Here is a 24434-nt window from a genome sequence, read left to right on the forward strand (position 1 = left end):
CCTGCCGCGACCCGCCGGCCGCGCCGCAGGCAACGGCGTGCCCATGGCGATGCATCGGCCGTCGCGCGCCGGGAGACGCGCGCCGATTCCTCTGGCGCACGCCGCACCGCATACTGCGCACTGCCCCATCGACATGGTGTCCGATTGGCGCCAACCGCGGAGGATCGGCAATGCTGAAGGGTGTGTTGTTGGGGTTTGCCTGTTATGCGGCCTATTCGATCAGCGATGCGTTCGTGAAGCTGCTGGAAGGCACGCTGCCGGTTTACGAAGTGCTGTTTCTCGGCGCCTTGCTGATGCTGGTGGCGGTGCCATTCCTGAAGAAGCCGGACGACCGCTTGCGCGAACTGGTGATGGCCAGGCAACCCAGCCTGTGGCTGTTGCGTGCGCTTACCGGCGCCATCGGCAATCTGACCTCGGTGATTGCGTTCACCACCTTGCCGATGGCCGAGGCGTTCGCGCTGATCTTCCTGATGCCGATCTTCGTCACCGTGCTGTCGGTGGTTTTTCTCAAGGAACAGGTGCACTGGCGGCGCTGGTCGGCGGTGATCGTGGGCTTCATCGGCGTGTTGATCGTGCTGCGCCCGGGCTTTCGCCATCTCACCCATGGGCATGTGGCGGCGATCGTGTGCGGCCTGGTCGGTGCGATCTCGGTGATCACCCTACGCATGGCCGGCCACAGCGAGAAACGCCTGACCCTGTACGGTGCCGGGGTGATCGGTCCGTTGGTGATGGGCGGGATCATGATGCTGCCGAGCTTTGTCTGGCCCACGCTGTATCAGTGGGGGCTGTTGGCCGGCTATGGCCTGCTCGCCGGCCTGGCGGCGATCTGCATGATGTATGCCACGCGCATGGCGCCGGTGAGTGTGGTCGCGCCAACGCAATACAGCCAGATGCTGTGGGCGATCGCGTTCGGCTACCTGCTGTTCCACGACCACCTGGACTGGCCGATGGCGGTCGGCATCGCACTGATCCTGGGCGCAGGGCTGTTCACGCTGATCCGCGAAGAGCAGGTGTCGCGGTGGTGGCGGCGCACCAAGATAGTTTGAGGGCGGCGCTGTGCGCCGCGGGAATGGGGAATGGGGAATGGGGAATGGGGAATCGGAGGAGCGCTCTATCGAAATGTCGCGATGCGCTTGATGCTGTTGCGATTCCCGATTCCCGATTCCCGATTCCCGTCACGGCGCCGTCGTGGATTCCTTGCGCGGTGCGCGCCAGCTTTCGACGATGCGCGCGTACTCGCCGCTGGCCTTGCTCAGGTGCAGCCACTGATCGACATAGGCTTTCCAGGCGTGGTCGTTGCGCGGTAGCAGGAAGGCCTTTTCGCCGTATTGCAGTGGCTGCTCGGGTGCGACTGCGCACAGGCCGGGCAGGCGTGCCTGCTGGTGGAGCGCTTCGGAGGCGTCGGTGATCATCACGTCCGCGCGCTGCGCCAGCAGCTCCTGGAAGATGGTGGTGTTGTCGGCGAACAGGCGCAGGGTCGCGCGCGGCAACTGGCGGCGTGCGAAGGCCTCGTTGGTGCCGCCGGGTGGTTCGATCACGCGCACCTCGGGTCGATTGAGTTGCGCAATGCTGCGGTAACGCGCCTGGTCGGCGCAGCGCACCAGTGGAATCTTGCCGTCCACGTCCAGCACCGTGCTGAAACCGGCCTGGCGCTGCCGTTGCAAGGTCACCGAGATGCCGCCGACGGCGATGTCGCAGCGATCGGCGAGCAGGTCGGGCATCAACTGCGGCCAGCTGGTGCGGACGATGTCCACGCGTGCGTCCAGGCTGCCGGCCAACGAGTGCGCCAGGGCGATATCGCTGCCCTCGAACTGCCCGTCGGCGCGCAGCAGCGAGTAGGGGCGATAGTCGCCGGTGGTGCAGACCCGCAGCACGCCGGACTGCAGCACGGCATCCAGGCGCGAGGCAGGCGCGGGCTCGGCCGCATGGGCGATGCCGCAGCTCAGCAGCACTACAAGGCAGATGCGATGGCGCATGGCGTGGCCTCGAAGGGATGCGCCCATGATAGTCGCGGCCGGTGCGGCGTGGTCGGGCACGGCTCAAGCCACCAGATTGATGTCACGCGAAGATGCCTATGCTTGCTTTCCATGGGAAGCGAAGACGCAGCGGCGCTTGCACGCAGTCTGCCCTCGGCGATAGACATCATCCGCCATCCGCCATCCGCCATCCNCACCATCCACCATCCACCATCCACCATCCACCATCCACCATCCACCATCCACCATCCACCATCCACCATCCACCATCCGCCAGGTGCCAGGTGCCAGGTGCCAGGTGCATGAGCCGCTTTGACGCGCGTGCGCCTGCCATGCGTCAACGGCATGTCAGCGCGATCCTGCCCGGGATCACGGCGCGGTAGCGCTGCGATGCGCACTGTCGGTCTTCCACGAACCGACCGGAGTCACTCCATGCAGCTCAATCCACGCACTGCGCGTCCGATGACCATCGCCAATGCCGGTCTGTCGGCGCACGGCACGCCCGATCCGGATACCAACGAGGAAGAGATCCCGCTGGAAGAGCAGACCCCGCAGCAAGGCGGCCTGCGCGAGGAGGTCGGCGATCTGGACGCGGACGACGACCAGGCCTTGCCGGGGCGCGTCGGCGGTGGGCTTGCGGGTGGCTGAAGCGGATGGGCGTAGCGGCTGGCCGGGCGATCGACCCGCCACCCGGTACGCCCCGCTGGCGGCGGGACTGCGTCAGCGTCGCCTGGAGGTGTCCAGCAAGGACGGATGAGGGCGCAATGCTGTCGCCGCCGCAGGACACGCCGTCAATCCGTTTCTGAAGACAGCGCGGCTGCTGAAGCACACTTGTTTGCGACATCCGTGCCGCCGCAGCTCCCCGCACGCAACCGGAGCGCCGCACCGGCCAAGGTGGTTGTGTACCGATCACGTGGCAAAGCCGGCTGCGCTCATTTCTGTGGGTCTGTCTCCTGGTCGCTCGAGGGCGCAGGGACCGGTTCCATGCAAATGCGGGTTTTGCGGTGACAGGCACATGGCCAGTGCCCCGATGTCCCGCCGTCCAGGCCTGCGAATCCGTGTTGCGGAGCAGGCATGTCAAGGGAACTGCACATGCCCCGGTTCGAAGTACACCGGCTTGTCGCCGTTTTCCGGCAAGGCGGGGATCGTATCCAGGATGGCCTTGCCGCGGATATCGGTGATACGGATGGACAAGGGCTGGTTGCCGAGCTGCTCGCCCAGGAAATGGTTGTAATCCATCTTTTGCAGGCTCTTCCAGCTGCTGCCCTGTTTCACTTCGAACTTGACCACCGGGTAGGCGTGGTTGCGCACCTGGATCGCCGCCCACCAGCGCGAGCTGCCTTCCTTGATGCGGTACTGCACATTGCCGGCGGTCGGCGCGCGCACGATCTTCCAGCTGATCGGGATGCGCCCCTGCACCGTATCGCCGATGGCCGCGAATGCATTGGGCGATAGATCCAGCCCGCCCGACGCGCCGTCCGGATACAGGTCGGTGACATACACGACGGTCTTGCCCTTGGGCCCGGTCACTTCCAGGTAGGCGCCGGCCAGCGCGGCCCTGACTCCGCCGAAGTTCATCTGGGTCGGGTTGAGCGCGGTGATGAAGGCGTTGCGCGGAATCGGGTCCAGCAGCACCGCGCCGCCGGAATAGCCGGAGCCGGTGTGGGTCGCGGTGCCGGTGAAGGTGCTGGTCCAGCTGGTGGCCTTCCCGGCAGCCGCTGCAGTGGCCGTCTTCGCCGACGGCATGGCGGCGCTCGCACCAGCCAGGCCCCAGGCCTGGTGCAGGACCTGCAGTTTGTCCGCGCGCGGGCTGCCATCACCGGCGAGCAGGCCGCCGTTGTTGGCATTGCCCACCTCCCAGCTGCCCAGGACTGCACTGCGCATGCCGGTGTTGCTCAAATACCCGCTCAATGCGTATTGCCACGCGGGGTCGCGTGGATCCCCATCGCCCAGGCCGCCGCCGAGGCTGACCGGCAGCACCGCATGATTGGCCGCGAACTGCCCGAAGTCGCGCTGCCAGCTCGCCGGCAGGCTGCGCGGAAGATCGCTGGCAGCAAATGCGTCGGCTGTGTCGCGATCCGGTCCGGCCAGTTTGGGCATCAGCACCAGATGGGCCGGTGGAATGCGCAGCGGCACGCAGGCAAGCGGCTGCAGATTGCTGCCGGCGGCCTTGCGCGCCGAGTCGCTGCACAGCGCGTCGTTGCCCACGCCTTCCACACCGATCACCCAGCCCGGCGCATGCTTCAGCACCGCGGCCGCTGCACGCGCGGCGATGCGGTTCCAGTCGGCGTCGATCGCAGTGCCGGCCCAGTTGGCATTGCGGTAGCCGTTGCTGCCCAGGTCGATCCCGAGCACGCCAGCGCTGTTGCCGTAGCGATGCGCGAGCATGGCCAGGCCATCCATCCACGCGCGTTGTTGCGTGCCCAGCTGCGGCGATGCGTCATCGCAACCGCCATCGGCAAAGGCGAGCAGCACCTGCATGCCGCGTTGGGTGCTGGCGCGCACCACGGCATCGAGCAGTTGCAGGGACGTGAGGCCAGCCAGCGCGGGGTCGCCGGCCACCTCGGCGGCGGCCACCGGTCTGGCTTGCAGGGTCGCTGCGCAGATCGGCACGCGCACGGTATTGATGTCCGATGCCTGCATCTGCTCCAGCAGTTGCTGCAGCGTATTGCTGCGCAGTCCGGTGGCCGCCGGCGCCGCGCGATCGAAGCCGGGCCAGGTCACGCCGCGTACCTGCAGCGGCTGGCCGCGCGTATCGGTGAGATGTCCATGTGTGTCGACCTGCACGGCCAGCACGGTCACGGGAGTCAGCAAGGCCAGGCCAAGCAGCAGAGAAGCGGCAGAGCGCATGGGAGTGTCCTGAAAAGATGGCCCACGCAGGAGACCAGCGATCGTCATGCGCGGTCCGTGCGCCGGGTCAAGGAAGCGGGCAGGAGGGTGGGAGCTGCGACGGCCAGGCAGCCGCACTGGAATGGGGATCGCGGTTTGTACGAGATGCGGCACTGCCGTTGTCGGAGGCATGTGCCGATGCATCGCCCGCGACCGGAGGCCGCGCGGCGCGCTGCCGACGGACGCCACGGCAGGCATGGTGCAGACGCGCGCGAGGCGGTGCGGGTGTCCTTGCAGTGCATGCAGGTGCGCCGCAGACGCAGGTACACAGCGTTGCACGTCCAGGCGGGGCAGGTGCGGTGGCTGCTGCGGCAGTGCAGTGCGCGCATCGCCGGGCATTGCGATTCCTCGACGGAAGCAGCGGCAGGCCTGCGGATGAGCGGCGCACCACGGTGGGGCGCGCCGGCTCCCTGCGCTCGTGCGCACTGCGGCCTACCCGGCGCCGCTGTGCAAAGCGCTGGTGCGCGCTGCCGCGATCTCGTATTTTTGACGGCTTGTTCACTTGCCGGTGCCGTGCCCCATGTCAGATCCGTCCGCGCCCGATCATCTGCAACGCAGTCTCTCCAACCGCCACCTGCAACTGATCGCCATCGGTGGCGCGATCGGCACCGGGCTGTTCATGGGCTCGGGCAAGACCATCAGCCTGGCCGGCCCGTCGATCCTGTTCGTCTACCTGATCATCGGCGCGATGCTGTTCTTCGTGATGCGTGCGATGGGCGAGCTGCTGCTGTCCAACCTGGAGTACAAGTCGTTCATCGACTTCTCCACCGACCTGCTCGGGCCGTGGGCCGGGTTCTTCTGCGGGTGGACCTACTGGTTCTGCTGGATCATCACCGCCATCGCCGATGTCATCGCGATTGCCGCCTATGCGCAGTTCTGGTTTCCGGGCCTGGCGCCGTGGATCCCCGCCATTCTCTGCGTGCTGTTGCTGCTGAGCCTGAACCTGGTGACGGTCAGGTTGTTCGGCGAGATGGAGTTCTGGTTCGCGCTGATCAAGATCATCGCCATCTGCGCGCTGATCATCACCGGCGCCGGGCTGGTGGCCTGGGGTTTCCGTTCGCCGTCGGGCAACGTGGCCTCGCTGTCGAACCTGTGGAACGACGGCGGCATGTTCCCGATGGGCATTGGCGGCTTCTTTGCCGGGTTCCAGATCGCGGTGTTCGCCTTCGTCGGCATCGAGCTGGTCGGCACCACCGCTGCGGAAACCGCAGACCCGCGCCGCAACCTGCCCAAGGCGATCAACTCGATCCCGGTGCGCATCTTGATCTTCTACGTGCTGGCGCTGGTCGCGATCATGGCGGTGACGCCGTGGCGGCAGGTGGTGGCCGACAAGAGCCCGTTCGTGGAGCTGTTCGTGCTGGCCGGCGTGCCGGCGGCCGCGAGCCTGATCAACTTCGTGGTGCTGACCTCGGCCACCTCCTCGGCCAACAGCGGCATCTTCTCCACCAGCCGCATGCTCTACGGCCTGGCCGAGGAGCAGCACGCGCCCAGGGGCTTTGCCAAGCTCTCGCGCGCGGCGGTGCCGGCGCGTGGCCTGCTGTTCTCCTGCCTGTGCCTGCTGCTGGGTGCGATGCTGGTGTACCTGATCCCCAACCTGGTCACCGCGTTCACGCTGGTCACCACCTTGTCGGCGGTGCTCTTCATGTTCGTGTGGTCGCTGATCCTGTGCGCCTACATCGCCTACCGGCGCAAGCGTCCCGAGCAGCACGCGACCTCGGCGTTCAAGATGCCCGGGGGCGTGGCGATGTGCTACGTGTGCCTGGCGTTCTTCGCCTTCGTCATCGTGCTGCTGACCTTGCAGGCCGATACGCGCCAGGCGCTGCTGGCCAGCCCGGTGTGGTTCCTGATCCTGGCAATCGGCTATGCGGTGAAGCGGCAGCAGGCGCGCAGCGGCTGAGCGCACGCACGGCCGAACACATCCACGAGGACATCCTCAAGGCCCCGCAGTGCGGGGCCTTGGCGTGCATGGCTGCACGGCGCCGCGATAAAGGCCACTGGCAGCTAAGCGCGTTGTGCGTACGACGTTGACGCGGATCGGACGGAACGGGATGCTCGCCGCCATCCATCGCCACGGCCCACCGCATGATCACCACGCACCCGATCGCCACAACGCCGCACACGCAAGGGTGCTGGGTCGACCTGTGCCAGGCCAGCGCGCAGGAACTGGCGCAGGCCGCAGGCACGGTGGGGTTTACGCTGCCCGATCGCGCGGCCATCGGCGAAATCGAATTTTCCAGCCGGGTGCGGCGCCAGGACGAGGTGCTGTTTCTCAACGTGCCACGCTTTCAGGACGACGATGGCCCGACCGCGCCGCTGGGCTTTGCGTTGTCGCCGACCATGCTGGTGACCCTGCGCGAGCAGCACATGGGCTCGCTGGATGCGGTGGCGGCGCATCTGCAACATGAGCCCTGCCATAGCGCCGACGATCTGCTGCTGCGCATCTTCGACCAGTTGGTGGGGCGGCTGGCAGACCGGCTGGAATCGCTGGAGGCCGAGGTCACCGACACCACCCGCCAGGTGTTCGACAACCCGCACAAGACCAGGGACCTGGAGCGCATGCTGCATCAGGTCGGTGGCATGGGGCGGCGTCTGGGCGGGCTGCACAATGCCGGGCAGGGATTGCTGCGCCTGGTCACCTATCTGGATGGCGCCGCGCCGGAATGGTTCGGCGCCGATGCGGCCAAACGCATCGGCTTGCTGCACAAGGACCTGACCACCTTGAGCGAGTTCCAGCAGCACATGGACGACCGCATCGAGTTCCTGCTCGACAGCGTGCTGGGCATGATCAACATGGACCAGAACAACGTGATGAAGGTGATGGCGGTGGCGTCGGTGGTCGGCATTCCGCCGACGGTGCTGGTCGGCATCTGGGGCATGAATTTCGCCTACATGCCCGAGCTCAAGTGGCACGATGCGTATTACTGGGCGCTGGGCGTGATCGTACTGAGCATGGTGGTTCCGCTGGCCTGGTTCCGCAAACGCGGCTGGGTATAACGCACCGGAGCCATACCCGCAGGAGCGCAGCACGCGGCAGACTGCCGGCAACCCGTAGGAGCGCACCCGGGCGCGACGTGGCGTTAGCGGTAAGTCCCTCGCGCCCAGGTGCGCTCCTACGATCGAGCCGCGCAGCGCGTGGCAGCTTGCCGGCAACCCGTAGGAGCGCACCCGGGCGCGATGTGGCGTTACCGGTAAGTCCCTCGCGCCCAGGTGCGCTCCTACGATCGAGCCGCGCAGCGCGCGGCCGATTGCNGTAGGAGCGCACCCGGGCGCGATGTGGCGTTACCGGTAAGTCCCTCGCGCCCAGGTGCGCTCCTACGATCGAGCCGCGCAGCGCGCGGCCGATTGCCGGAAACCCGTAGGAGCGCACCCGGGCGCGACGTGGCGTTAGCGGTAAGTCCCTCGCGCCCAGGTGCGCTCCTACGATCGAGCCGCGCAGCACACGGCAGACTGCCGGCAACCCCGTAGGAGCGCACCCGGGCGCGATGTGGCGTTACCGGTAAGTCCCTCGCGCCCAGGTGCGCTCCTACGATCGAGCCGCGCAGCGCGCGGCCGATTGCNGTAGGAGCGCACCCGGGCGCGATGTGGCGTTACCGGTAAGTCCCTCGCGCCCAGGTGCGCTCCTACGATCGAGCCGCGCAGCGCGCGGCCGATTGCCGGCAACCCGTAGGAGCGCACCCGGGCGCGACATGGCGTTACCGGTAAGTCCCTCGCGCCCAGGTGCGCTCCTACGATCGAGCCGCGCAGCGCGCGGCCGATTGCCGGCAACCCCGTAGGAGCGCACCCGGGCGCGACGTGGCGTTACCGGTAACGCCCTCGCGCCCAAGGGCGCTCCTACCGGAACTGCCTGGCTGCGTGGCGTGCGAGCAGGTGATGCGCCTTGTCGATTGCCGCCGGGCGGGCTGGATCAGCCCTTGGCCTGGAAGCTGGCTTCCTCGTACGGCTGCACCACCACCCAGCCTTCGCCGGCAAAGCGCATCTGCAGGCTTTCGCCGGAGCCGCGGCCGAACAGCGTGCCGATCGACACGTCGGTGACCAGCTCCGGGCTCAGCGTGCCCGACCAGGCCACGGTGGCATTGGGGTCGGTGAACACCGGGCCGCTGGCGGCGGTGACCGGCAGGGTCAGCGGCTCGTAGTGCGAGGTGATCGCCACGATGCCATGGCCGCTCAGGCGCACGTTGAACAGGCCGCCGGACAGCATGCCGGCCACCTTGCGCATCATCGTGATCTTGTGGTCGACACCGGATTCGAAGGCCAGCACATCGTTGCCGTTGACGAAGATCGCCTCGCCATTCAAACGCAGCAAGGTCACCAGCTTGCCGAGGTCGGCCAGGTACACCCGGCCCTGGCCTTCGGCCTTCATCAGCTGCATGCCTTCGCCGCTGACGGCCTTTTTCAGCAGGTTGCCCAGGCCCTGTTCCAGCAGTCCCTCGCGGGTGAACTTGACGTTGCCGGTACGCGCGACCATGGCGCCGGCCTTGGACCACACCATGCCGTCGAGGCGCACTTCCAGCAGATGCGGGTTTTCCAGTTCGAACGGATCGGGGCTGACGTCCTTTTCCTTGGAATCGGCGAGAAACTCGTTGAGCGTGCGTACGGCCATGGGTCCGTCCTGGAGGGTGAAAGAGTGCGCATGATACGCGGCGGGCCAGTGTCTCCGACGTGCACTGATGTGCGAGTCGCCATGCGTCTGCACAGATGGCGTGCTGATGTTGCAGCGCACATGGTGCTCGGTCAGCGCATCGGCGCGCGCGATGACAGCCACAACGCGGCGACCGCCCACCGGGATCCGTGCGTCGTGGTGGAGTGGCGCTGCAGGTTTGCAGCGTCATGGAGACAGGTTGTGCTCGACGCAATGCAAGACGATGAAGGGATAACTCCGCTACGCCATCGATGCAGTGGCCGGGTGTGTGCCAGGTACCGGCGTATGAAATCGCAAGTGCGTTACACAGTTCGGTACGAAGGCACGTCGCAAATAAAACAACCGCTCGGCCTGCGCAATGCTTCTGGGATCGGCGTCGGATTCGTGACGTTGCTGCCGCGCTAGATTGCTACTACAGAGAACGTCTTTACGTTGTTCAAGGAGTGGGGCGATGCGCGTTGTGCGTGGCAATCGAGGGGAACGGGACTGGGCTGGAAACTTGCTGCATGGTGGTGCGATCGTCTTGATGCTGGCCGTGGTCGCCATTGCGCTTTGCCTGCACAGCGCACCCGCGCACGCGGCCGTGGGGCCGGGCGTGGTGAGCGGCGACACCATCGTGCACGATCCGTCGATGCTCAAGCTGAGCGATGGGCGTTACTACATCTATGCCACCACCGGCGTGGTCACCAGCACCGACCGGACCAAGTTCAGCAATGCGGGCGCGATCTTCAGCAGCATGCCGGGCTGGGTGCGCAGCTACAACCCGGACAACCAGCTGTGGGCGCCGGATGTGTCCTTCCATGGCGGCAAGTATCTGATGTATTACACCGCCTCCAGATTCGCCACCAATACCTCGGCGATTGCGCTTGCCAGCAGCAGCACCGGCAAGCCTGGCTCGTGGAAGGATCAAGGCATCGTCTATACCTCCAAGAGCAGCGACGACTACAACGCCATCGACGGCAATCTGGTGGTGGATGGCAATGGCAAGTGGTGGCTGGCGTTTGGCTCGTTCTGGTCGGGCATCAAGCTGATCCAGCTCGATCCCGGCACCGGCAAGCAGTTGTCCAGCAATACGGCGCGCTACAGCCTGGCAAGCCGGCCGTCCCCGGGCGCGGTGGAGGCGCCTTTCATCCAGCAGGCCAATGGCTGGTACTACCTGTTCGTGTCATTCGATGCCTGCTGCAAGGGCGCCAGCAGCACCTACAAGATCGCGGTGGGGCGTGCGCGCTCGGTGACCGGGCCGTATCTGGATCGCGCCGGTGTGGACATGCGCAACGGTGGCGGCACGGTGATCCAGTCCGGCTTGGGCAGCATGCATGGGCCGGGTGGGCAATCGGTGTTCCGCGATGGCGACGGCGACATCCTGGTCTACCACTATTACGACGACCGCGGCGATGCGCGCCTGGGCATCAATCGGCTGAGGTACGACAGCAATGCATGGCCGGTGGTGCAGTAGCGGCGATCAATGGAGCACGCTGCGGCGCCTTGCAATGAGGCAACGATCAGGCGATGCGTGTCGGAGTGATCGGCCGGCGCTGCCGACTGATCGACATGCGATGCCACCAGCGCTGACGGGCAGTACCCGGCAGCGCTGGTGCACCCTCAGCGCGTCGCCGCTTCGGGCTTGCGCACGCGTTTGACAGGCGCCGGCTTGGTCGCCGTGTCCGGATACAGGGTCAGCAGCATCAAGGTGACGCCGTTGGTCCAGCCAAAGCCGTCCTGCAGTGCGTATTCGCCACCGCCACCGCCGGCCGCATCGGCTTCCAGCCCGTATTTTTCGACCAGCTTGTGCTCGCGCGCGAACAGCGCCTGCACCTGGGTGAGGAAGCGCTCGCCGATGGTGCGCGCCAGCGCGTCTTCGCCATAACGGCGCAGGCCGTCCACCGCCACCCATTGCAGCGGCGCCCAGCCATTGGGCTCGTCCCACTGCTGGCCGGTCTTCACTGCGGTAGTGGCCAGGCCGCCGGGGCGCAGCAGGCGCGCACGCACGGTGCTGGCGGTGCGTTTGGCATGTGCGTCGGTCGCCAGGCCGGTGAATAGCGGATACAGCGCCGCAGCGGTGACCTGGTCGCTGAGCGTGCGCGCCTGCCAGTCGTAGTCGGCGTAGTAGCCGGCCGCGCTCCACAGGTGCGCATCGATGGCCTGCTTGCGTTGCAGTGCCAGCGCCGCGTAATCCTGCGTGCATTCGGCGCCGGGCTGCGCACAGGCCTGGGCCAGGGTGCGCTCCAGGTGGTACAGCAGGCTGTTCAGATCGATCGGCACGATCGCGGTGGTACGGATGGTGCGCAGGTTCTGCCCGTCGGCCAGCCAGCGGCTGGTGTAGTCCCAGCCGCTTTCGGCACCGGCACGCAGGTCGCGGTAGACCTCGGCGGCCGGGCGGTCACCGGCCTCGGCGGCGGTGCGGGTGTCGTGCAGCCAGGCTTCCGGGCGCGGGGTGTCGCGCTCGTCCCAGTAGCGGTTGAGCAGGCTGCCGTCGGCCAGGCGCACCACATGGCGCGCGGCCTGGCCGGGCTGCAGGCCGTCGCTGCCCTGCATCCAGTAGGCGTATTCCTTCTGCAGCTGCGGCAGGTAGCGCTGGTAGACCGCTTCGCCTTCCACGCCGGCCTGCAGTTCCACCATGTAGGAGAAGAACGGCGGCTGCGAGCGGCTCAGGTAGTAGCTGCGATTGCCGTTGGGGATATGCCCGTAGGTGTCGATCAGGTAGGCGAAGTTGTCCAGCATCTGGCGGCTGAGCGTGGTCTGCCCGCTCTTCACCAGGCCGAGCATGGTGAAGTAGGAATCCCAGTAGTACACCTCGCGGAAACGCCCGCCCGGCACCACGTACGGATATGGCAGCGCCAGCAGGCTGCTGTACGGCGGCACGTGGGTCTGGCTGCGCACCAGCTTGGGCCACAGTTCGTCGATGTGTTCGCGCAGCGCGGTGTCCTGGCGGATCGCGTCGGTCTGCACCGGCGGCGACTCTTCGAAATTGGCATCCACGAACTTGCGCAGATCGAAACCGGGGTGGTCGTGCTGCGCCAGATAGTCGGCGTTGATCAGCGCCGGGTCGCGCAGCGGCAGGAAGTCGACGAAGTGCTTCTGGTCGTCGAACAGCTCGCCACGCTGCACCGCCTGGAACAGTTCCGGGTAGGCCAGGTCGGGCGTGGGCGGGGTGGCCGCCGGGGCGTTGACGACCGGAGTGTCCATGGGCGCGGCGGTCAGCGTGCAGGGCGCCACGAACATGCTCAGCGACAGGCCAAGCAGCGACGTGCAGCACGGGGGCGCGGCAGAACTCATGGCATCTCCAGAACGGGCAGTGACGTGCGGCATGGTAAACGACCGAAGTGGCGGGTGGGACCGGACGAGGGGGTCGGCAGGCCGACGGACTTCGCACGGAGACGACAGGATTCAGCAAGGTGATCCGGCGCGGTGCTGCAGGCGATCGCGCCGGTTGCGTTGCCGATCCAGGCCTATCGGCCCGGATCGAGGCAGCTTGAGCCGCGTCCAGGCTGCGCCGGATTGCCGGCATTGCTGCAAGATGCGCGCCACAGCGTGCGGCGGGCGCGCAGCGGAGTGAGCGACGGGCGGGGGCGGCGTTGCCCGTGCACGGCAGCCGGTGGGTGTGGGCAATGGCGGCGGCAGGCCCGCCTGCCGCGCCCGGCGAATCGCGGCGGCGCGGACGCACCGGGATGCACCAACGGCAGGCCGGGTCATGCCAGGCGGCTTGCCGTCTTCGTGGAGTCCAGGCGCACCTGGGTGTGCTTGGGTCAGCCTGGGCGCCGGCGATCGGTCTGCAGCAAACGCTGCAACTGCAGCGCGTTGGGCACCGCCAGCCCGGCGGCGGTGTTGTCGAAGATCACCCAGCGTTCTGCCTGCGGATGCGCCGTGTCGTGCGACGGGCTGCGCACCGCGTCGGCCAATGCCTGCAGCGCACTGTCGTCGTAGCTGCTGTAGTAGATGCGCGGTGCGCCGTGCCAGCGCCAGTAGTGCGGGCCGGCGGTCGTCCCCGGTGTGGCCGCAGCCGGCACCGGTGCCGGGTCGGCGGCGCAGCGTGCGATGCGGTGGCGTGCCAGCAGCGCCTGTGCCTGCGGCAGGAACCAGCTGGCATGGCGCGGTTCGCAGACCACGCCGCCGTCCCAGCGCCGCCGCAGCATGGCGAAAAACCTGGCCGCCACCGCCGCATCGAAGACGGCGCTGGGCGGCAGTTGCAGCAGCAGGCAGCCCAGTCGCGTGCCCAGCGCGCCGGCCTGGGCGAGGAAGGCATCCAGCAATGGGCCGGTGCCCTGCAGGCGTGCATCGTGGCTGATGCTGCGCGGCAGCTTGACCGAAAAGCGGAAATCCTCCGGCACGCTGTCGGCCCAGCGTGCATAGGTACCGGCACGGTGCGGGCGATGGAACGCGGAGTTGATTTCCACCGCATCAAAACGTGTGGCATAGCGCTGCAGGACGCTGGCGCCATCGCCGAACGCGGCGCGGTCGGCGGCCGGAATCGACCAGCCCGCGCAGCCACAGCGCACGCGCGGCAGGGCGATGGACGAACGAGCTTGCATAGGGGGTGCGCAGGACCGGTGGGCAGCACTCTATGCATGCGCGCGTGTCTGTAGCGCGTGTGCACTGCACTCACGGCCGACTCACCGACGACTTCGATACTGGGCGCATGCCGGAAGGTCCTTCCCTTGTCATCCTGCGCGAACAGACCGCGGCGTTGGTCGGCCGCAAGATCCTGCGCGTGTCCGGCAACAGCAAGCAGGACATCGCGCGGCTGGAGCAGCAGAAGGTGCTGGCGTTACGCAGCTGGGGCAAGCACTTTTTGATCGAGTGCGCGCAGTTCAGCGTGCGCATCCACTTCCTGTTGTTCGGCAGTTATCGCATCGACGAAGACAAGCCCAATGCGGTGCCGCGTTTGCGTCTGGAGTTTTCCAGGGGCCAGCGGTTGAATTTCTACGCCTGCTCGGTGCAGTTCATCGAGCGCCCGCTGGACGAGGTCTACGACTGGACGGCCGATGTCATGAACCCGCACTGGGATGGCGCGCAGGCACGGCGCAAGTTGCGCGCCGCACCCGGCATGCTCGCCGCCGATGCATTGCTGGACCAGGACATCTTTGCCGGCGTCGGCAACATCATCAAGAACGAAGTGCTGCATCGCATCCGTGTGCATCCGGAAAGCCCGGTGGATGCATTGCCGGCGCGCAAGCTTGGCGAATTGGTTAACCAGGCGCGCGCGTACAGTTTCGATTTCTACGCCTGGAAAAAGGCCTTCATGCTGAAGAAGCATTACCAGGTGCATACCAAAACCAGCTGCCCGCGCGATGGCGCGCCGCTGCAGTATCGCAAGCACCTGGGCAAGGCCGGGCGGCGGGCGTTCTTCTGCGAGGTCTGCCAGCGGCTGTACCGCTCGGAGGACGGTTGAGCCTGATGCGGCCCATATGCAGGCGAGCCGGCATCGAGCGGGGATGGGCCGCGCCTGCTGCCACGGCAGGCAGGGCGTGCCTCGCCGGGGCAATGGCAGAGGCCGCTGTCAGGCCGGTGCGTCGCCCGCCGCGCTCGCCAATGTGAATGGCGGCTGGCGTCTGCCGGCCAAACAACGAATTTCAAACGCGCGCTGGCGCTGCGCCCGCTAGATTTGCGCATCCTGCATCGGGTTCACGGTGCGGCGCGCGCATCTCCCATCTCATCGGTCTCCCGCATTGTGATTACCCGCAGGAAGGAAACGCTTGTCCCGCATGTCGCCGCTGTCGCATGCACGGGCGCGATCCTGTTCTTTCTTGCCTGTCTGCTGCTGTACATGCCGCCGCCGCGCGACAGCGTGCGACACGACGACAGCCTGCAGGTGTATTTCGTGCCGCGTCCGCAGTTGACGCTGCCGGCACCGGCGACGCCGCCACAACGCGACCCCGCACCGCGCGCTGCACCGGCCGCGGCGTCGGCCGCCCGCACCGCGCCGCCACCGACACGCACCCCGCCGCCGCAGCGGCAGGTGGCGGCCGCCAATGCACCGGCCAGTGAATCGATGGCCGCCCAGCTCTACACCCGCGAGGGCCGCTTGCGCATGCCGCAGACGGCGCAAGTGGACCCGATGGCGCCAGCCGGTGCCGCAGCGCCGCCGGGCATGGCCGACGAACGCGCGCAGGCCAAGGCGCGCAACGTGATGGAACGGGTCAATCCGGTGCAGTACCAGGACACGCGCTTTGCCAAGGACTGGAAGAGCGACGGCACGCTGGGCGATGTGGCGATGCAGGAAATGAATCGCGGCATGAAGAAGTTCAACAACATGCTCAACGGGCCGCAGACGCAGGTGGCCAAGGCGCGGCCACCGCCGGACGTGCGCTTCAACCCTGCGTTGGCCGGCAACCAGGCCGAGATGGGCAGCGAAGCGACCGGCGATGCCTACAAGGCCGCGCCGATCGCGCACGAGACGCCGCCGGACCTCAAGGGCGAAGCCAGCCGCCGTATCCGCGAGGCGCTGGCAGCGCTGGAACAACGCAGCGCGCGCTGCGATGCGTCCAAGCGCAAATCCCTGTTGTCGCCGGTGCGTACGCATCTGGGCGACCTGGAACGCGCCGAACACGCCTTGAACAACGGCGCCGACCCGGTAATGGCCGCGCAGATGCTGCCGCGCCAGGCCGACAGCGCCTACGACCTGGCCCGTCGCGCGCTGTGGTACGCCGATCGCCAGTTGAAGCAGTGTGCGATCGGGTGAGCCGAAACCCATAAAGCAGGCGAGACCTGGAGCGGTGGGATTGTCCGGTCGCGATCGGATGCGTGAATCAACAGCTCGGTGCGTCGAGGACGCAGCGCCCTCACCGCTTGCGGGACACGCCGTGAATCCGTCCCCGGAGGCTCGGCGGCGGCATCCATGCCGCCACCCGCTTGCAGCGTGTCCCGCGATGGTGGGCGGGCAAGGGCCCTGCAGCCAGGCAGCAGATCGACCGCTCCACCGCACGCAGATCCGCCGCGCCACGACCGATACGTCCGCACACCTTTCAAGGCGAGCGAGTCTCAAGCTTCCATGTCGTTTGAACGTCCCTAAACTGAGATCGTTCAGGACTTGGGCCTCTCCCGGCAGGAGAGGCAAAACCGTCCTTCCGCCACGCACCCAGGCACCAGGCGTTGTTGGTCGCGGTGAGTCGAATCACCAGCAACGCTGCCCCCGACGCAGTCCCAAGGCATCCCGGTCCCGATCCGGGCGCAACGTCAGGTGCTGACCGGAAGCGTCACGCCAGGCTCTGGCGGTAACGGTCCTTTTCCGCACTCAGCGCAGCCTCCGCACGCAGGAACACCTGGCCGATCGGCTCGTCGCCGCGGGTTGCCTGTGCCTGGCCGATCAGCACCGTCAGGCCGTGCGCATGCTGCTGGTGGGCGATGGCGCGCAGGCCCTGCAGTTTCTGTTCGGCATCGGGGCCGCGCAGCACGGCGATGAATTCGGCGCTGTCGGTCACGCGGTCCACGCTGTCGCCGTTGGCCTGCGCCTGCGCGGCCAAGGCCTGGTCGAGCTGTTGCAACGCGCGGCCCAGCAGCCGCTCGCTTTGTTTTTCGGCCAGCGCGGCCAGTTCCTGCACTTCCAGGATCACCAGGTGATAACCGGTATCGGCGGCGGCCTGGATGGCAACCGGCGCCACCGGCTGCAGGATCGCCTCGCGTTCGAGCTGCAACTCGCGCTTGCGCTCGTCCAGCAGGCGCATGGTGACCCGCGCCAGTGCCTGCAGCCCGGTACGTTGCATGTCGGTGAGCGTGCGCGGCTCGGTGTCGAGCACGCACACGGTGCCCAGTGCCACGCCGTCGGAGGTCACCAGCGGCATGCCGGCATAGAAGCGCGCACCGGTGTCGCCGGTGACGACCGAAACATCGGCAAAGCGGCTGTCACGGGTGAGGTCGGGCACTTCCATCAATTGCTCGGGGCTGCGGATGGCGTGATCGCACACCGCCTGGCTGCGGTCGGTCTGCTGCATGCCCAGGCCGAGCTGGGCCTTGAACCACTGGCGGTCGCGATCGACCAGCGACATCAGCGCGATCGGCGTGTCGCACAGCGAGGCCGCCACCTGCACGATGTCCTGGTAGGTGTCCTCGGGCAGGCTGTCGACGATGCGATAGCCGTCCAGGACCTGTTGGCGGGAGGCTTCGTCAGCCTTCGGCATCTCTTTCATCGGATCAGCCAAGCACCTGCAAGGGAGAGTGCCCAAGCTTAACCGGGCCGGCCGATAACGTAGCGTCGACAAGGATTTCCCCGCCGCTGAAACCGTTCGTGCCCGGCGGCGAGGCGCAGCGCGGCTCAGGCCGGCTGCTGTTTGCGGCCGGCGCGGTCGATGGCCCGCAGCCGTTCGCCCGCAGTCCTGGGGCTGGCGCGTTGCACGGCGCGGCTGCGGCGACCGGGTGGCAGTCACTGCCGGTGGACCAGGCCGACGCCGTGCCAGGTGCCGTCCGATTCCCGCCGGCAGGCTGCGCCCGCACCGGAAGGCATCGGCAGGGCCGGTCACAACGCCGGCATCGCGCGGTGCCGGTGGCCTGCACACCCCGCCTGCGCGACGCGGCAGGCGGGGCCTTGCTGCAGTCAGCGCTTGACCGGCTTGCCGTCCACGTCCAGCACCTGCACCTCGCCGAGCTTGAGCGCCCGCACCGGGGCCTCGATCTTCTTCAGGTCGCCCACGATCACCCAGGTCATTGCGTCGGGCTTGATGATCTGTGCGATGGCCTTCTGCGCGGCCGGCTGGTCGATCGCTTCCAGGCGCGGCTTGAGCGTCTGCACGTAGTCGTCAGGGCGGTCGAACTGCACGATGCCTTCGATCGCACCGAGCACGGCGGTGGTGGTTTCGTAGCTGCCGGGCAGGGCGCGGATGCTCTGGTTCTTGATCTTTTCGATCTCCTCGCCGGTCAGTGGCTTGTCGCCGACGACGGCGCGGGCCTCCTTGAGGATCTCGTTGGCCGACTCGGCGGTCTTGTCGGTCTGTACCGGCGCGGAGAACATGTACGGCCGCTGGCCCTGCGCATCCAGCATGCGGGTGCCGGCGCCGTAGGCCCAGCGCTTGTTCTCGCGCAGGTTCATGTTCAACCGCGAGGTGAAGGTGCCGCCGAAGGCATCGTCGGCCACGCCGATGGCCAGGTTGTCCTGCGTTTTGGTCGACGGTGCGAGCAGGCCCGCCAGGATCACCGACTGCGGCGCATCCGGCCGGTTGATCAGGTACACGCGCGGCTTGGGCTGGGCGGCCACATCGACCAGGTTCTTCTTCGGCAGCGGGCTGGCCGGGGCCTTCCAGTCGCCGAAGGCCGCATCCAGCTGCGGGATGATCTGCGACAGGGTGGTGTCGCCGGCGACCAGGATGCGCAGGTTGTCCGGGCGCAGCCACTGGCTGTGGAAGGCCTGCAGGTCCTTGGCATCGAGGCTCTTGATCGCCGCCTCGGTGCCGCTGCCGGTGAGCGGGATGCCGTACGGATGCTTGTCGCCGTACAGCAGCGGCGGCAGCGCACGCAGACCCAGGCTGGTGGGCTTGGTCTTTTCCTGCGCGATGCCGGCCAGCCACTGACCACGGATGCGTTCGATGTCCGACGCGTTGAACGCCGGGTTGCGCACGATGTCGGAGAACAAGTGCAGCGACGGCTGCAACTGGTCGTTGAGGGCATTGAGCGAGGCGCTGCAGCTATCCAGATCGCAGCCGACGCCGGTGATCGCCCCCAGGCGCTGCTTGCGCTGGGCCACCTCCACCGAATCCAGCGAGGCGGTGCTCTCGTTCATCAGTGCGGCGCTGAAGCTGGCGGTGCCGAGCTTCTTGCCCTGGTCGGCGGCGTAACCGGCGTCGAACAGCAGCTCGACCTGGGTGACCGGGATGGTGTGGCGCTCGGCCAGGATCACCTCGATGCCGTTCTTCAACTTGCCGCGCTGCAGTTTGGGGAAGCTCAGGTCGGGGAACTGGGTGGTCTTGGGCACGCCCTCGCTGCGGTCCACCTTGGAGGCGGCGACGGTGTACTTGCCGGCGGCCGGCAGCTTGGGTGCGGGCTTGCCGGGTTCGGCGGCGCGTGCGACCACCGCCTTGTCCTCGGCCGCCGGGTCGAAGTCCTTGCCGGCCGGCAGCACGGTGAGCAGGTAGTCGCCCTTGCCGAACCAGGTGGCGGCGGCGTGCCTGACGCTGTCCACGGTGGCGGCCTGGCCGCGCTGCAGGTCCTGCTGGTAGGCGCCCGGGTCGCCGCGATAGACCTGGCCCTCGGCCAGGATCACCGCCTTGCCACCGAAGCCGCCGACCTTTTCCAGCCCGCGCACGAAGCCGGCGCGGTAGGCCACCTGCGCGCGCTGCAGTTCGTCGGCGGTCGGGCCCTGGGCGATGAACTTCCTGAGTTCCTCGTCGATGATCGCCTCGACCCTGGCCGGGTCCACGCCGTCCTTCACGTCGGCCTGGATCTGCACCTGGCTGGACAGCGCGAACGGCTGGATCGCCGCCGACACGTCATCGACCAGCTTGTCCTGGTAGACCAGGCGCTGATACAGCCGCGAGGTCTTGCCGCCGCCCAGCACGGTGGTGGCCAGGTCCAGCTGCACCACGTCGTCGGTGCCCAGCTGCGGCGCGGCCCAGGTGCGGTAGATGCGCGGCTGCGACACGTGGTCGTGCTGCACGCCGCGCTTCTGCGCGGCCAGCGGGGTCACCCAGGGCTGCTGGCGCGCCACCGGCTTGCCGGACGGGATATCGCCGAAGTACTGCGCGGCCTTGGCACGCGCCTGCGCCACGGTGATGTCGCCGGCCAGCACCAGGGTGGTGTTGGCGGCGCCGTAGTTGTCGTTGAACCACTGTTTGACGTCGGCCAGCGAGGCCGCGTCCAGGTCTTCCATCGAGCCGATGGTGTCGTGCTGGTACGGATGGTTGGCCGGGAACAGGTTGGACAGGATGTTCTGGTCCACGCGGCCGTAGGGACGGTTCTCGCGCTGGCGCTTCTCGTTCTGCACCACGCCGCGCTGGGTGTCGAGTTCTTGCTGGCCGATCGCGCCGAGCAGGTGGCCCATGCGGTCCGATTCCAGCCACAGCGCGGTGTCCAGCGCAGTGGTCGGCACGGTCTCGAAGTAGTTGGTGCGGTCGAACCAGGTGGTGCCGTTCATGTCGGTGGTGCCGACCTGCTCCAGCGGCGCGAAGAAGCTGCCCTTGTTGTTTTCCGAGCCGGAGAACATCAGGTGCTCGAACAGGTGCGCAAAGCCGGTCTTGCCGGCCGGCTCGTCGCCGGACCCGATGTGGTACCAGATGCTCACCGCCACCACCGGCGCCTTGTGGTCTTCGTGCACCACCACGGTCAGGCCGTTGGGCAGGGTGAAGCGGGTGTAGCCGATCTCGGGAATGGCATTGCTGCCCGCGGGCTTGGACAGGCTGGCCGGCGCGGCCGCGACGGCGGGGGCAACGGGACCGGCAGCGACGCCGAGCACACCGGCGATCAACAGGGACAGCGGACGCAGCATGTGACACTCCAGAAGGCGAGACAATCGGCCGAGGGTAGTGGCTGGCTGGCGGCGTCGCAAATGCTGTCCGGCAGGGGGGCGTCATGTGCGGCTGCCGGAAGAAGCGCGCGTGGCGGGACGCCGGATCCGGCAGCGGCCGGGCGCGGCAACGGCACCACGCGCCTGGCGCCGCACCGCGTGCGTGAACCGTCCAGCCCCCGGCCTGACCGCAAGGCGGATGCAGGGGGACGGCGTCCTGCGGGCGTGGCGCCGGCGGGAGCGAACGATTGCGCTGGCGCGGCACGTCCGGCAGGTCGCCTCCCACTGCCAGCGGATCGGCCGGCGGACACCGCGGCCGCAGGCTGACCCTCCAGCAAGCAGGCCCGGCCGCACCGGCTCAAGTTGATCATCGCCTCGCCGTTACCTGGGGCGACCTACCTTGCCCAGACGCTACCCGCCGATCACCTCATGACCGTCCTGTTGCCGCCCGTGCCCATTCCCGCCGACGACGCCTTGCGCGTGGAGGCGGTGCGTCGTCTGGGGGTGCTGGATACCGAACCGGAGGCCGAATTCGACGATATCGCCTGGCTGGCCGCACACATCACCGGTGCACCGATGGCGCTGGTGTCGCTGCTGGACGCCGACCGCCAGTGGTTCAAGGCGCGTTGCGGCACCGATCTGGAAGGTACCCCGCGCAGCGCCTCGTTCTGTTCCTACACGGTGATGGGAACCGAGCTGCTGGAAGTGCCCGACGCCGAGGCCGATCCACGTTTCGCGCGCAACCCGCTGGTCACCGCCGCGCCCGGGGTTCGCTCATACGTGGGCGTGCCGTTGGTCGGCCGCGAAGGCTATGCCTACGGCACCCTGTGCACGCTCAGCACCCGATCGCGCCTGCTCGACGAAGACCAGAAGCAAGGTCTGATCCGTCTGGCGCGCCAGGCCGCCAGTCAACTGGAGGCACGCCGCGACCGGCTGGCCGCGCAAGCCCAGCGGCAGACCCTGAGCCGCCTGCTGGAAGCCATGCCCGACGGCGTGGTGTCCTGCGACAGCGACGGCCTGCTGCATGAATTCAACCACGCGGCCCGGCAATGGCACGGCACCGATCCGCGCCTGTTGCCGCCGGCGCAATGGGCCCAGCACTTCGATCTCTACAGTGCCGACGGCAGTACGCTGCTGCCCACCGAGGCCATACCGCTGGTACGCGCCTGGGCCGGCGAGCACGTGCGCAATGCCGAGATGGTGATCCGTGCCACCGGGCAGCCTGCACGCAGCGTGCTGTGCAATGCAGACCCGGTGGTCAGCGACCAGGGCGCCGCGCTGGGCGCGGTGTGCGTGATGCATGACATCACCCAGCTGCGCGATGCCTCGGCTGCGCTGGCGGGCGAGCGCGCCCGCCTGCAGTCGCTGGTGGATGCCTCGCAGGATGTGGCGATCATCGCGTTCGATCCGCACGGCCGCATCGACTTGTTCAATCCCGGTGCCGAGCGCCTGCTGGGCTACGCGGCCGACGAGGTACTGGGCCGTTGCCCGGCGCAGTTCCATCTGCCGGCCGAGCTGGAGCGGCACATGGCCACGCTGGCGTTGTCGCCGCCGTCGTACCTGAAGCTGGCCGCCGCTGCCGCAGGCGATCGGCTCGAGGAAGAAATCTGGACGCTGGTGCGCAAGGACGGCGGACTGCGGCGCGTGCGGCTGTGCTTCAACATCATCCACGACGCCCAGCAGGGGCTGTCCGGCTACCTGGCCATGGCCATCGACGTCACCGCCGAGCTGCAGGCGCAGGCCGCCGCGCAGCTGGCGGCGGAACACTTCAGGGGCGCGTTCGAAACCGCCCCGCAGGGCATGGCGATCGTCTCGCTGGACGGCGCCTGGCGCGACGTCAACCCGTCGCTGTGCAGCATCCTGGGATATCCGCGCGAGCAGTTGTTGCGCACCACCTTCCAGACCATCACGCATCCGGACGACCTGGATGTGGACCTGCGCCTGGTGGAAGAGCTGATCGACGGCAAACGCGACAACTACAGCCTGGCCAAGCGCTACATCAGCCAGCAGGGCGCGCTGATCTGGGCGCAACTGTCGGTGTCGCTGGTGCGCGACAGCAGCGGCGCGCCGGTGCATTTCGTCTCGCAGATCCAGGACGTCACCGAACGCCATGTCGCCGCCGAACGCCTGGCCGAAAGCGAAGCGCGGCTGCGTGCAATCAGCGATGCCACGCCCACCCTGGTAGGCCATTACGACGCCGCGCAGCGCTGCCTGTTCGCCAACCAGGCGCATCGCGACTGGCTCGGCGTGGAGCCGGCCAGCCTGGTCGGCTGCACGATCACCGATGTGCTGGGCGAGGACCTCGGTGCGGACGCGCGCGCTGCGCTGGCGCAGGTGCGCACCGGGCAACGGGCCAGCTTCGAACACGTCCTGCGTGGCGGTGCGACACCGCGCGATGTGGAAATCACCCTGGTGCCGGAAATGCAGGGCAGCGCGACGCAGGCGCAGGGATTCTTCCTGATGGCGCACGATGTCACCGCACACAAGACCCTGCACCGGCTGATGCACGAGCGCGCCACCCGCGATGCCCTGACCGGCCTGCCGAATCGCCACGCCTGGTCCGAAGCGCTGCAGACTGCGGTGAGCCGCGCGCAACGGCAGCAGTGCGCGGTCGCAGTGATGTTCCTGGACCTGGACGGCTTCAAACGCATCAACGACGTGCACGGCCACCGCGCCGGCGACGCGGTGCTGGTCGCCTTTGGCCGCTGCCTGCAGCAAGCCGCGGGCGGCCGCTATCTGGTGGCACGCCTGGCCGGCGACGAATTCGTGGTGCTGCTGGACGACCTGCAGGATCCGCAGGCCGAATGCGCCGCAGTGGCAGAACGGATTCGTGCCGCGGCCGCAGCGGGCGCCGTGTTCGGGGAGCAGCAGCTTCCGATCCACCCCAGCATCGGCGTCGCCTGGCAACACGGCGACCACGCCGACGCTGCCAGCCTGATGCATGCGGCAGACGAAGCGATGTACGCGGCCAAACGCGCCCGTTGCGGCAACGGCAGCGCCCCCACCGGACGCGACGCCTCGCGCTGACGCAATGCGTCCCGCAGCACTCCCTTCTCCCCCCCGGGAGAAGGTGCCCGCAGGGCGGATGAGGACAAGGCCGACTCGCAAAGCTGCATCAACCACGAACACTCCCTTCTCCCTCTGGGAGAAGGTGCCCGAAGGGCGGATGAGGGCATGCCCTGCCCATAAAGTCGCGTCAGCCAGAAGTGCGCGTTGCACGGATCGATGTGGCGCTGGCGATGCAATCGCATCGATCGATGGTCACTGTCCGCGGCGTTGAAGCTCTAGATCCCTGTCGTGTTTAGAGGCGATAACCGTATGGAAGCGTCGCTTGCAAGGCGGCTGATCTGCGGCCTGGCTGCAGGTCCCTTGCCCGCCCACCATCGGGGGACACGCTGCAAGTACGTCCCTGTAAGCGCTTACGCGGCATCCATGCCGCCTAAGGTCCTGCGACGGCGGGCAGGCAAGGACCAGTCACGAGGGTCGGTGGGCATGGGGACGGGCA

Annotated in this window: 15 protein-coding genes; 8 read left to right on the top strand and 7 right to left on the bottom strand. The window is 67.7% G+C overall.

The window, feature by feature from the left end:
* Window positions 1-170: 170 nt before the first annotated feature.
* Window positions 171-1046 (top strand): DMT family transporter, encoded by an 876-nt coding sequence (locus tag C0541_RS01895; protein ID WP_115045436.1) that lies wholly within the window; start codon window positions 171-173, stop codon window positions 1044-1046.
* 129 nt (window positions 1047-1175) lie between these two features.
* Here the strand turns inward: C0541_RS01895 and C0541_RS01900 are convergent, their stop codons facing one another.
* Window positions 1176-1976: a transporter substrate-binding domain-containing protein gene (locus C0541_RS01900; RefSeq protein WP_115045437.1), complete on the bottom strand. Its 801-nt coding sequence runs from the start codon at window positions 1974-1976 to the stop codon at window positions 1176-1178.
* 432 nt (window positions 1977-2408) lie between these two features.
* On the opposite strand from C0541_RS01900, the gene C0541_RS01910 reads away from it, so the two are divergent.
* Complete coding sequence (locus tag C0541_RS01910; protein ID WP_115045439.1) at window positions 2409-2624, top strand: hypothetical protein; 216 nt, start codon at window positions 2409-2411, stop codon at window positions 2622-2624.
* Window positions 2625-3053: 429 nt separating this feature from the next.
* On the opposite strand, the gene C0541_RS01915 is transcribed toward C0541_RS01910, so the two are convergent.
* Complete coding sequence (locus C0541_RS01915; protein WP_115045440.1) at window positions 3054-4826, bottom strand: expansin EXLX1 family cellulose-binding protein; 1773 nt, start codon at window positions 4824-4826, stop codon at window positions 3054-3056.
* A 559-nt stretch (window positions 4827-5385) separates the two neighbouring features.
* Between C0541_RS01915 and cycA the strand changes: the two genes are divergently transcribed.
* Together cycA and C0541_RS01925 are read left to right on the top strand one after the other, a co-directional pair.
* Window positions 5386-6762 (top strand): D-serine/D-alanine/glycine transporter, encoded by a 1377-nt coding sequence (gene cycA, locus C0541_RS01920; protein WP_115045441.1) that lies wholly within the window; start codon window positions 5386-5388, stop codon window positions 6760-6762.
* Window positions 6763-6947: 185 nt separating this feature from the next.
* The gene (locus tag C0541_RS01925) at window positions 6948-7859 is read left to right on the top strand and encodes a CorA family divalent cation transporter (protein WP_115045442.1); all 912 of its coding nucleotides are present in this window, start codon (window positions 6948-6950) and stop codon (window positions 7857-7859) included.
* Between the two features lie 910 nt (window positions 7860-8769).
* Here the strand turns inward: C0541_RS01925 and C0541_RS01930 are convergent.
* The gene (locus tag C0541_RS01930) at window positions 8770-9465 is read right to left on the bottom strand and encodes an AIM24 family protein (RefSeq protein WP_115045663.1); all 696 of its coding nucleotides are present in this window, start codon (window positions 9463-9465) and stop codon (window positions 8770-8772) included.
* Window positions 9466-10030: 565 nt separating this feature from the next.
* On the opposite strand from C0541_RS01930, the gene C0541_RS01935 reads away from it, so the two are divergent.
* On the top strand, window positions 10031-10960 hold the full coding sequence (locus tag C0541_RS01935; RefSeq protein WP_193725839.1) for an arabinan endo-1,5-alpha-L-arabinosidase: 930 nt from the start codon (window positions 10031-10033) through the stop codon (window positions 10958-10960).
* A gap of 146 nt (window positions 10961-11106) precedes the next feature.
* On the opposite strand, the gene treA is transcribed toward C0541_RS01935, so the two are convergent.
* Window positions 11107-12780 (bottom strand): alpha,alpha-trehalase TreA, encoded by a 1674-nt coding sequence (gene treA, locus C0541_RS01940; RefSeq protein ID WP_115045443.1) that lies wholly within the window; start codon window positions 12778-12780, stop codon window positions 11107-11109.
* Window positions 12781-13250: 470 nt separating this feature from the next.
* Complete coding sequence (locus tag C0541_RS01945) at window positions 13251-14033, bottom strand: DUF72 domain-containing protein (protein WP_115045444.1); 783 nt, start codon at window positions 14031-14033, stop codon at window positions 13251-13253.
* Between the two features lie 107 nt (window positions 14034-14140).
* Here C0541_RS01945 and C0541_RS01950 point away from each other — a divergent pair, with 107 nt between their 5' ends.
* Together C0541_RS01950 and C0541_RS01955 are read left to right on the top strand one after the other, a co-directional pair.
* Window positions 14141-14893: a DNA-formamidopyrimidine glycosylase family protein gene (locus C0541_RS01950; protein ID WP_115045445.1), complete on the top strand. Its 753-nt coding sequence runs from the start codon at window positions 14141-14143 to the stop codon at window positions 14891-14893.
* 279 nt (window positions 14894-15172) lie between these two features.
* The gene (locus C0541_RS01955) at window positions 15173-16183 is read left to right on the top strand and encodes a hypothetical protein (RefSeq protein ID WP_161959833.1); all 1011 of its coding nucleotides are present in this window, start codon (window positions 15173-15175) and stop codon (window positions 16181-16183) included.
* 514 nt (window positions 16184-16697) lie between these two features.
* Here C0541_RS01955 and C0541_RS01965 read toward each other — a convergent pair.
* Window positions 16698-17627: a GAF domain-containing protein gene (locus C0541_RS01965; RefSeq protein ID WP_161959834.1), complete on the bottom strand. Its 930-nt coding sequence runs from the start codon at window positions 17625-17627 to the stop codon at window positions 16698-16700.
* Between the two features lie 404 nt (window positions 17628-18031).
* Complete coding sequence (locus C0541_RS01970) at window positions 18032-20911, bottom strand: M16 family metallopeptidase (RefSeq protein WP_115045448.1); 2880 nt, start codon at window positions 20909-20911, stop codon at window positions 18032-18034.
* Between the two features lie 381 nt (window positions 20912-21292).
* Here C0541_RS01970 and C0541_RS01975 point away from each other — a divergent pair, with 381 nt between their 5' ends.
* Window positions 21293-23956 (top strand): PAS domain S-box protein, encoded by a 2664-nt coding sequence (locus C0541_RS01975; RefSeq protein ID WP_161959835.1) that lies wholly within the window; start codon window positions 21293-21295, stop codon window positions 23954-23956.
* The last annotated feature ends 478 nt before the right edge of the window (window positions 23957-24434 follow it).

The sequence above is a fragment of the Xanthomonas arboricola genome, from assembly GCF_003353015.1.
Lineage (GTDB): Bacteria > Pseudomonadota > Gammaproteobacteria > Xanthomonadales > Xanthomonadaceae > Xanthomonas > Xanthomonas arboricola_E.

What these genes read in the sequence shown, in the direction of transcription:
- C0541_RS01895 (WP_115045436.1), top strand. Translation starts at nt 171, where the DNA reads ATGCTGAAGGGTGTGTTGTTGGGGTTTGCCTGTTATGCGGCCTATTCG.
- C0541_RS01900 (WP_115045437.1), bottom strand. Translation starts at nt 1,976, where the DNA reads ATGCGCCATCGCATCTGCCTTGTAGTGCTGCTGAGCTGCGGCATCGCC.
- C0541_RS01910 (WP_115045439.1), top strand. Translation starts at nt 2,409, where the DNA reads ATGCAGCTCAATCCACGCACTGCGCGTCCGATGACCATCGCCAATGCC.
- C0541_RS01915 (WP_115045440.1), bottom strand. Translation starts at nt 4,826, where the DNA reads ATGCGCTCTGCCGCTTCTCTGCTGCTTGGCCTGGCCTTGCTGACTCCC.
- cycA (WP_115045441.1), top strand. Translation starts at nt 5,386, where the DNA reads ATGTCAGATCCGTCCGCGCCCGATCATCTGCAACGCAGTCTCTCCAAC.
- C0541_RS01925 (WP_115045442.1), top strand. Translation starts at nt 6,948, where the DNA reads ATGATCACCACGCACCCGATCGCCACAACGCCGCACACGCAAGGGTGC.
- C0541_RS01930 (WP_115045663.1), bottom strand. Translation starts at nt 9,465, where the DNA reads ATGGCCGTACGCACGCTCAACGAGTTTCTCGCCGATTCCAAGGAAAAG.
- C0541_RS01935 (WP_193725839.1), top strand. Translation starts at nt 10,031, where the DNA reads ATGCTGGCCGTGGTCGCCATTGCGCTTTGCCTGCACAGCGCACCCGCG.
- treA (WP_115045443.1), bottom strand. Translation starts at nt 12,780, where the DNA reads ATGAGTTCTGCCGCGCCCCCGTGCTGCACGTCGCTGCTTGGCCTGTCG.
- C0541_RS01945 (WP_115045444.1), bottom strand. Translation starts at nt 14,033, where the DNA reads ATGCAAGCTCGTTCGTCCATCGCCCTGCCGCGCGTGCGCTGTGGCTGC.
- C0541_RS01950 (WP_115045445.1), top strand. Translation starts at nt 14,141, where the DNA reads ATGCCGGAAGGTCCTTCCCTTGTCATCCTGCGCGAACAGACCGCGGCG.
- C0541_RS01965 (WP_161959834.1), bottom strand. Translation starts at nt 17,627, where the DNA reads ATGAAAGAGATGCCGAAGGCTGACGAAGCCTCCCGCCAACAGGTCCTG.
- C0541_RS01970 (WP_115045448.1), bottom strand. Translation starts at nt 20,911, where the DNA reads ATGCTGCGTCCGCTGTCCCTGTTGATCGCCGGTGTGCTCGGCGTCGCT.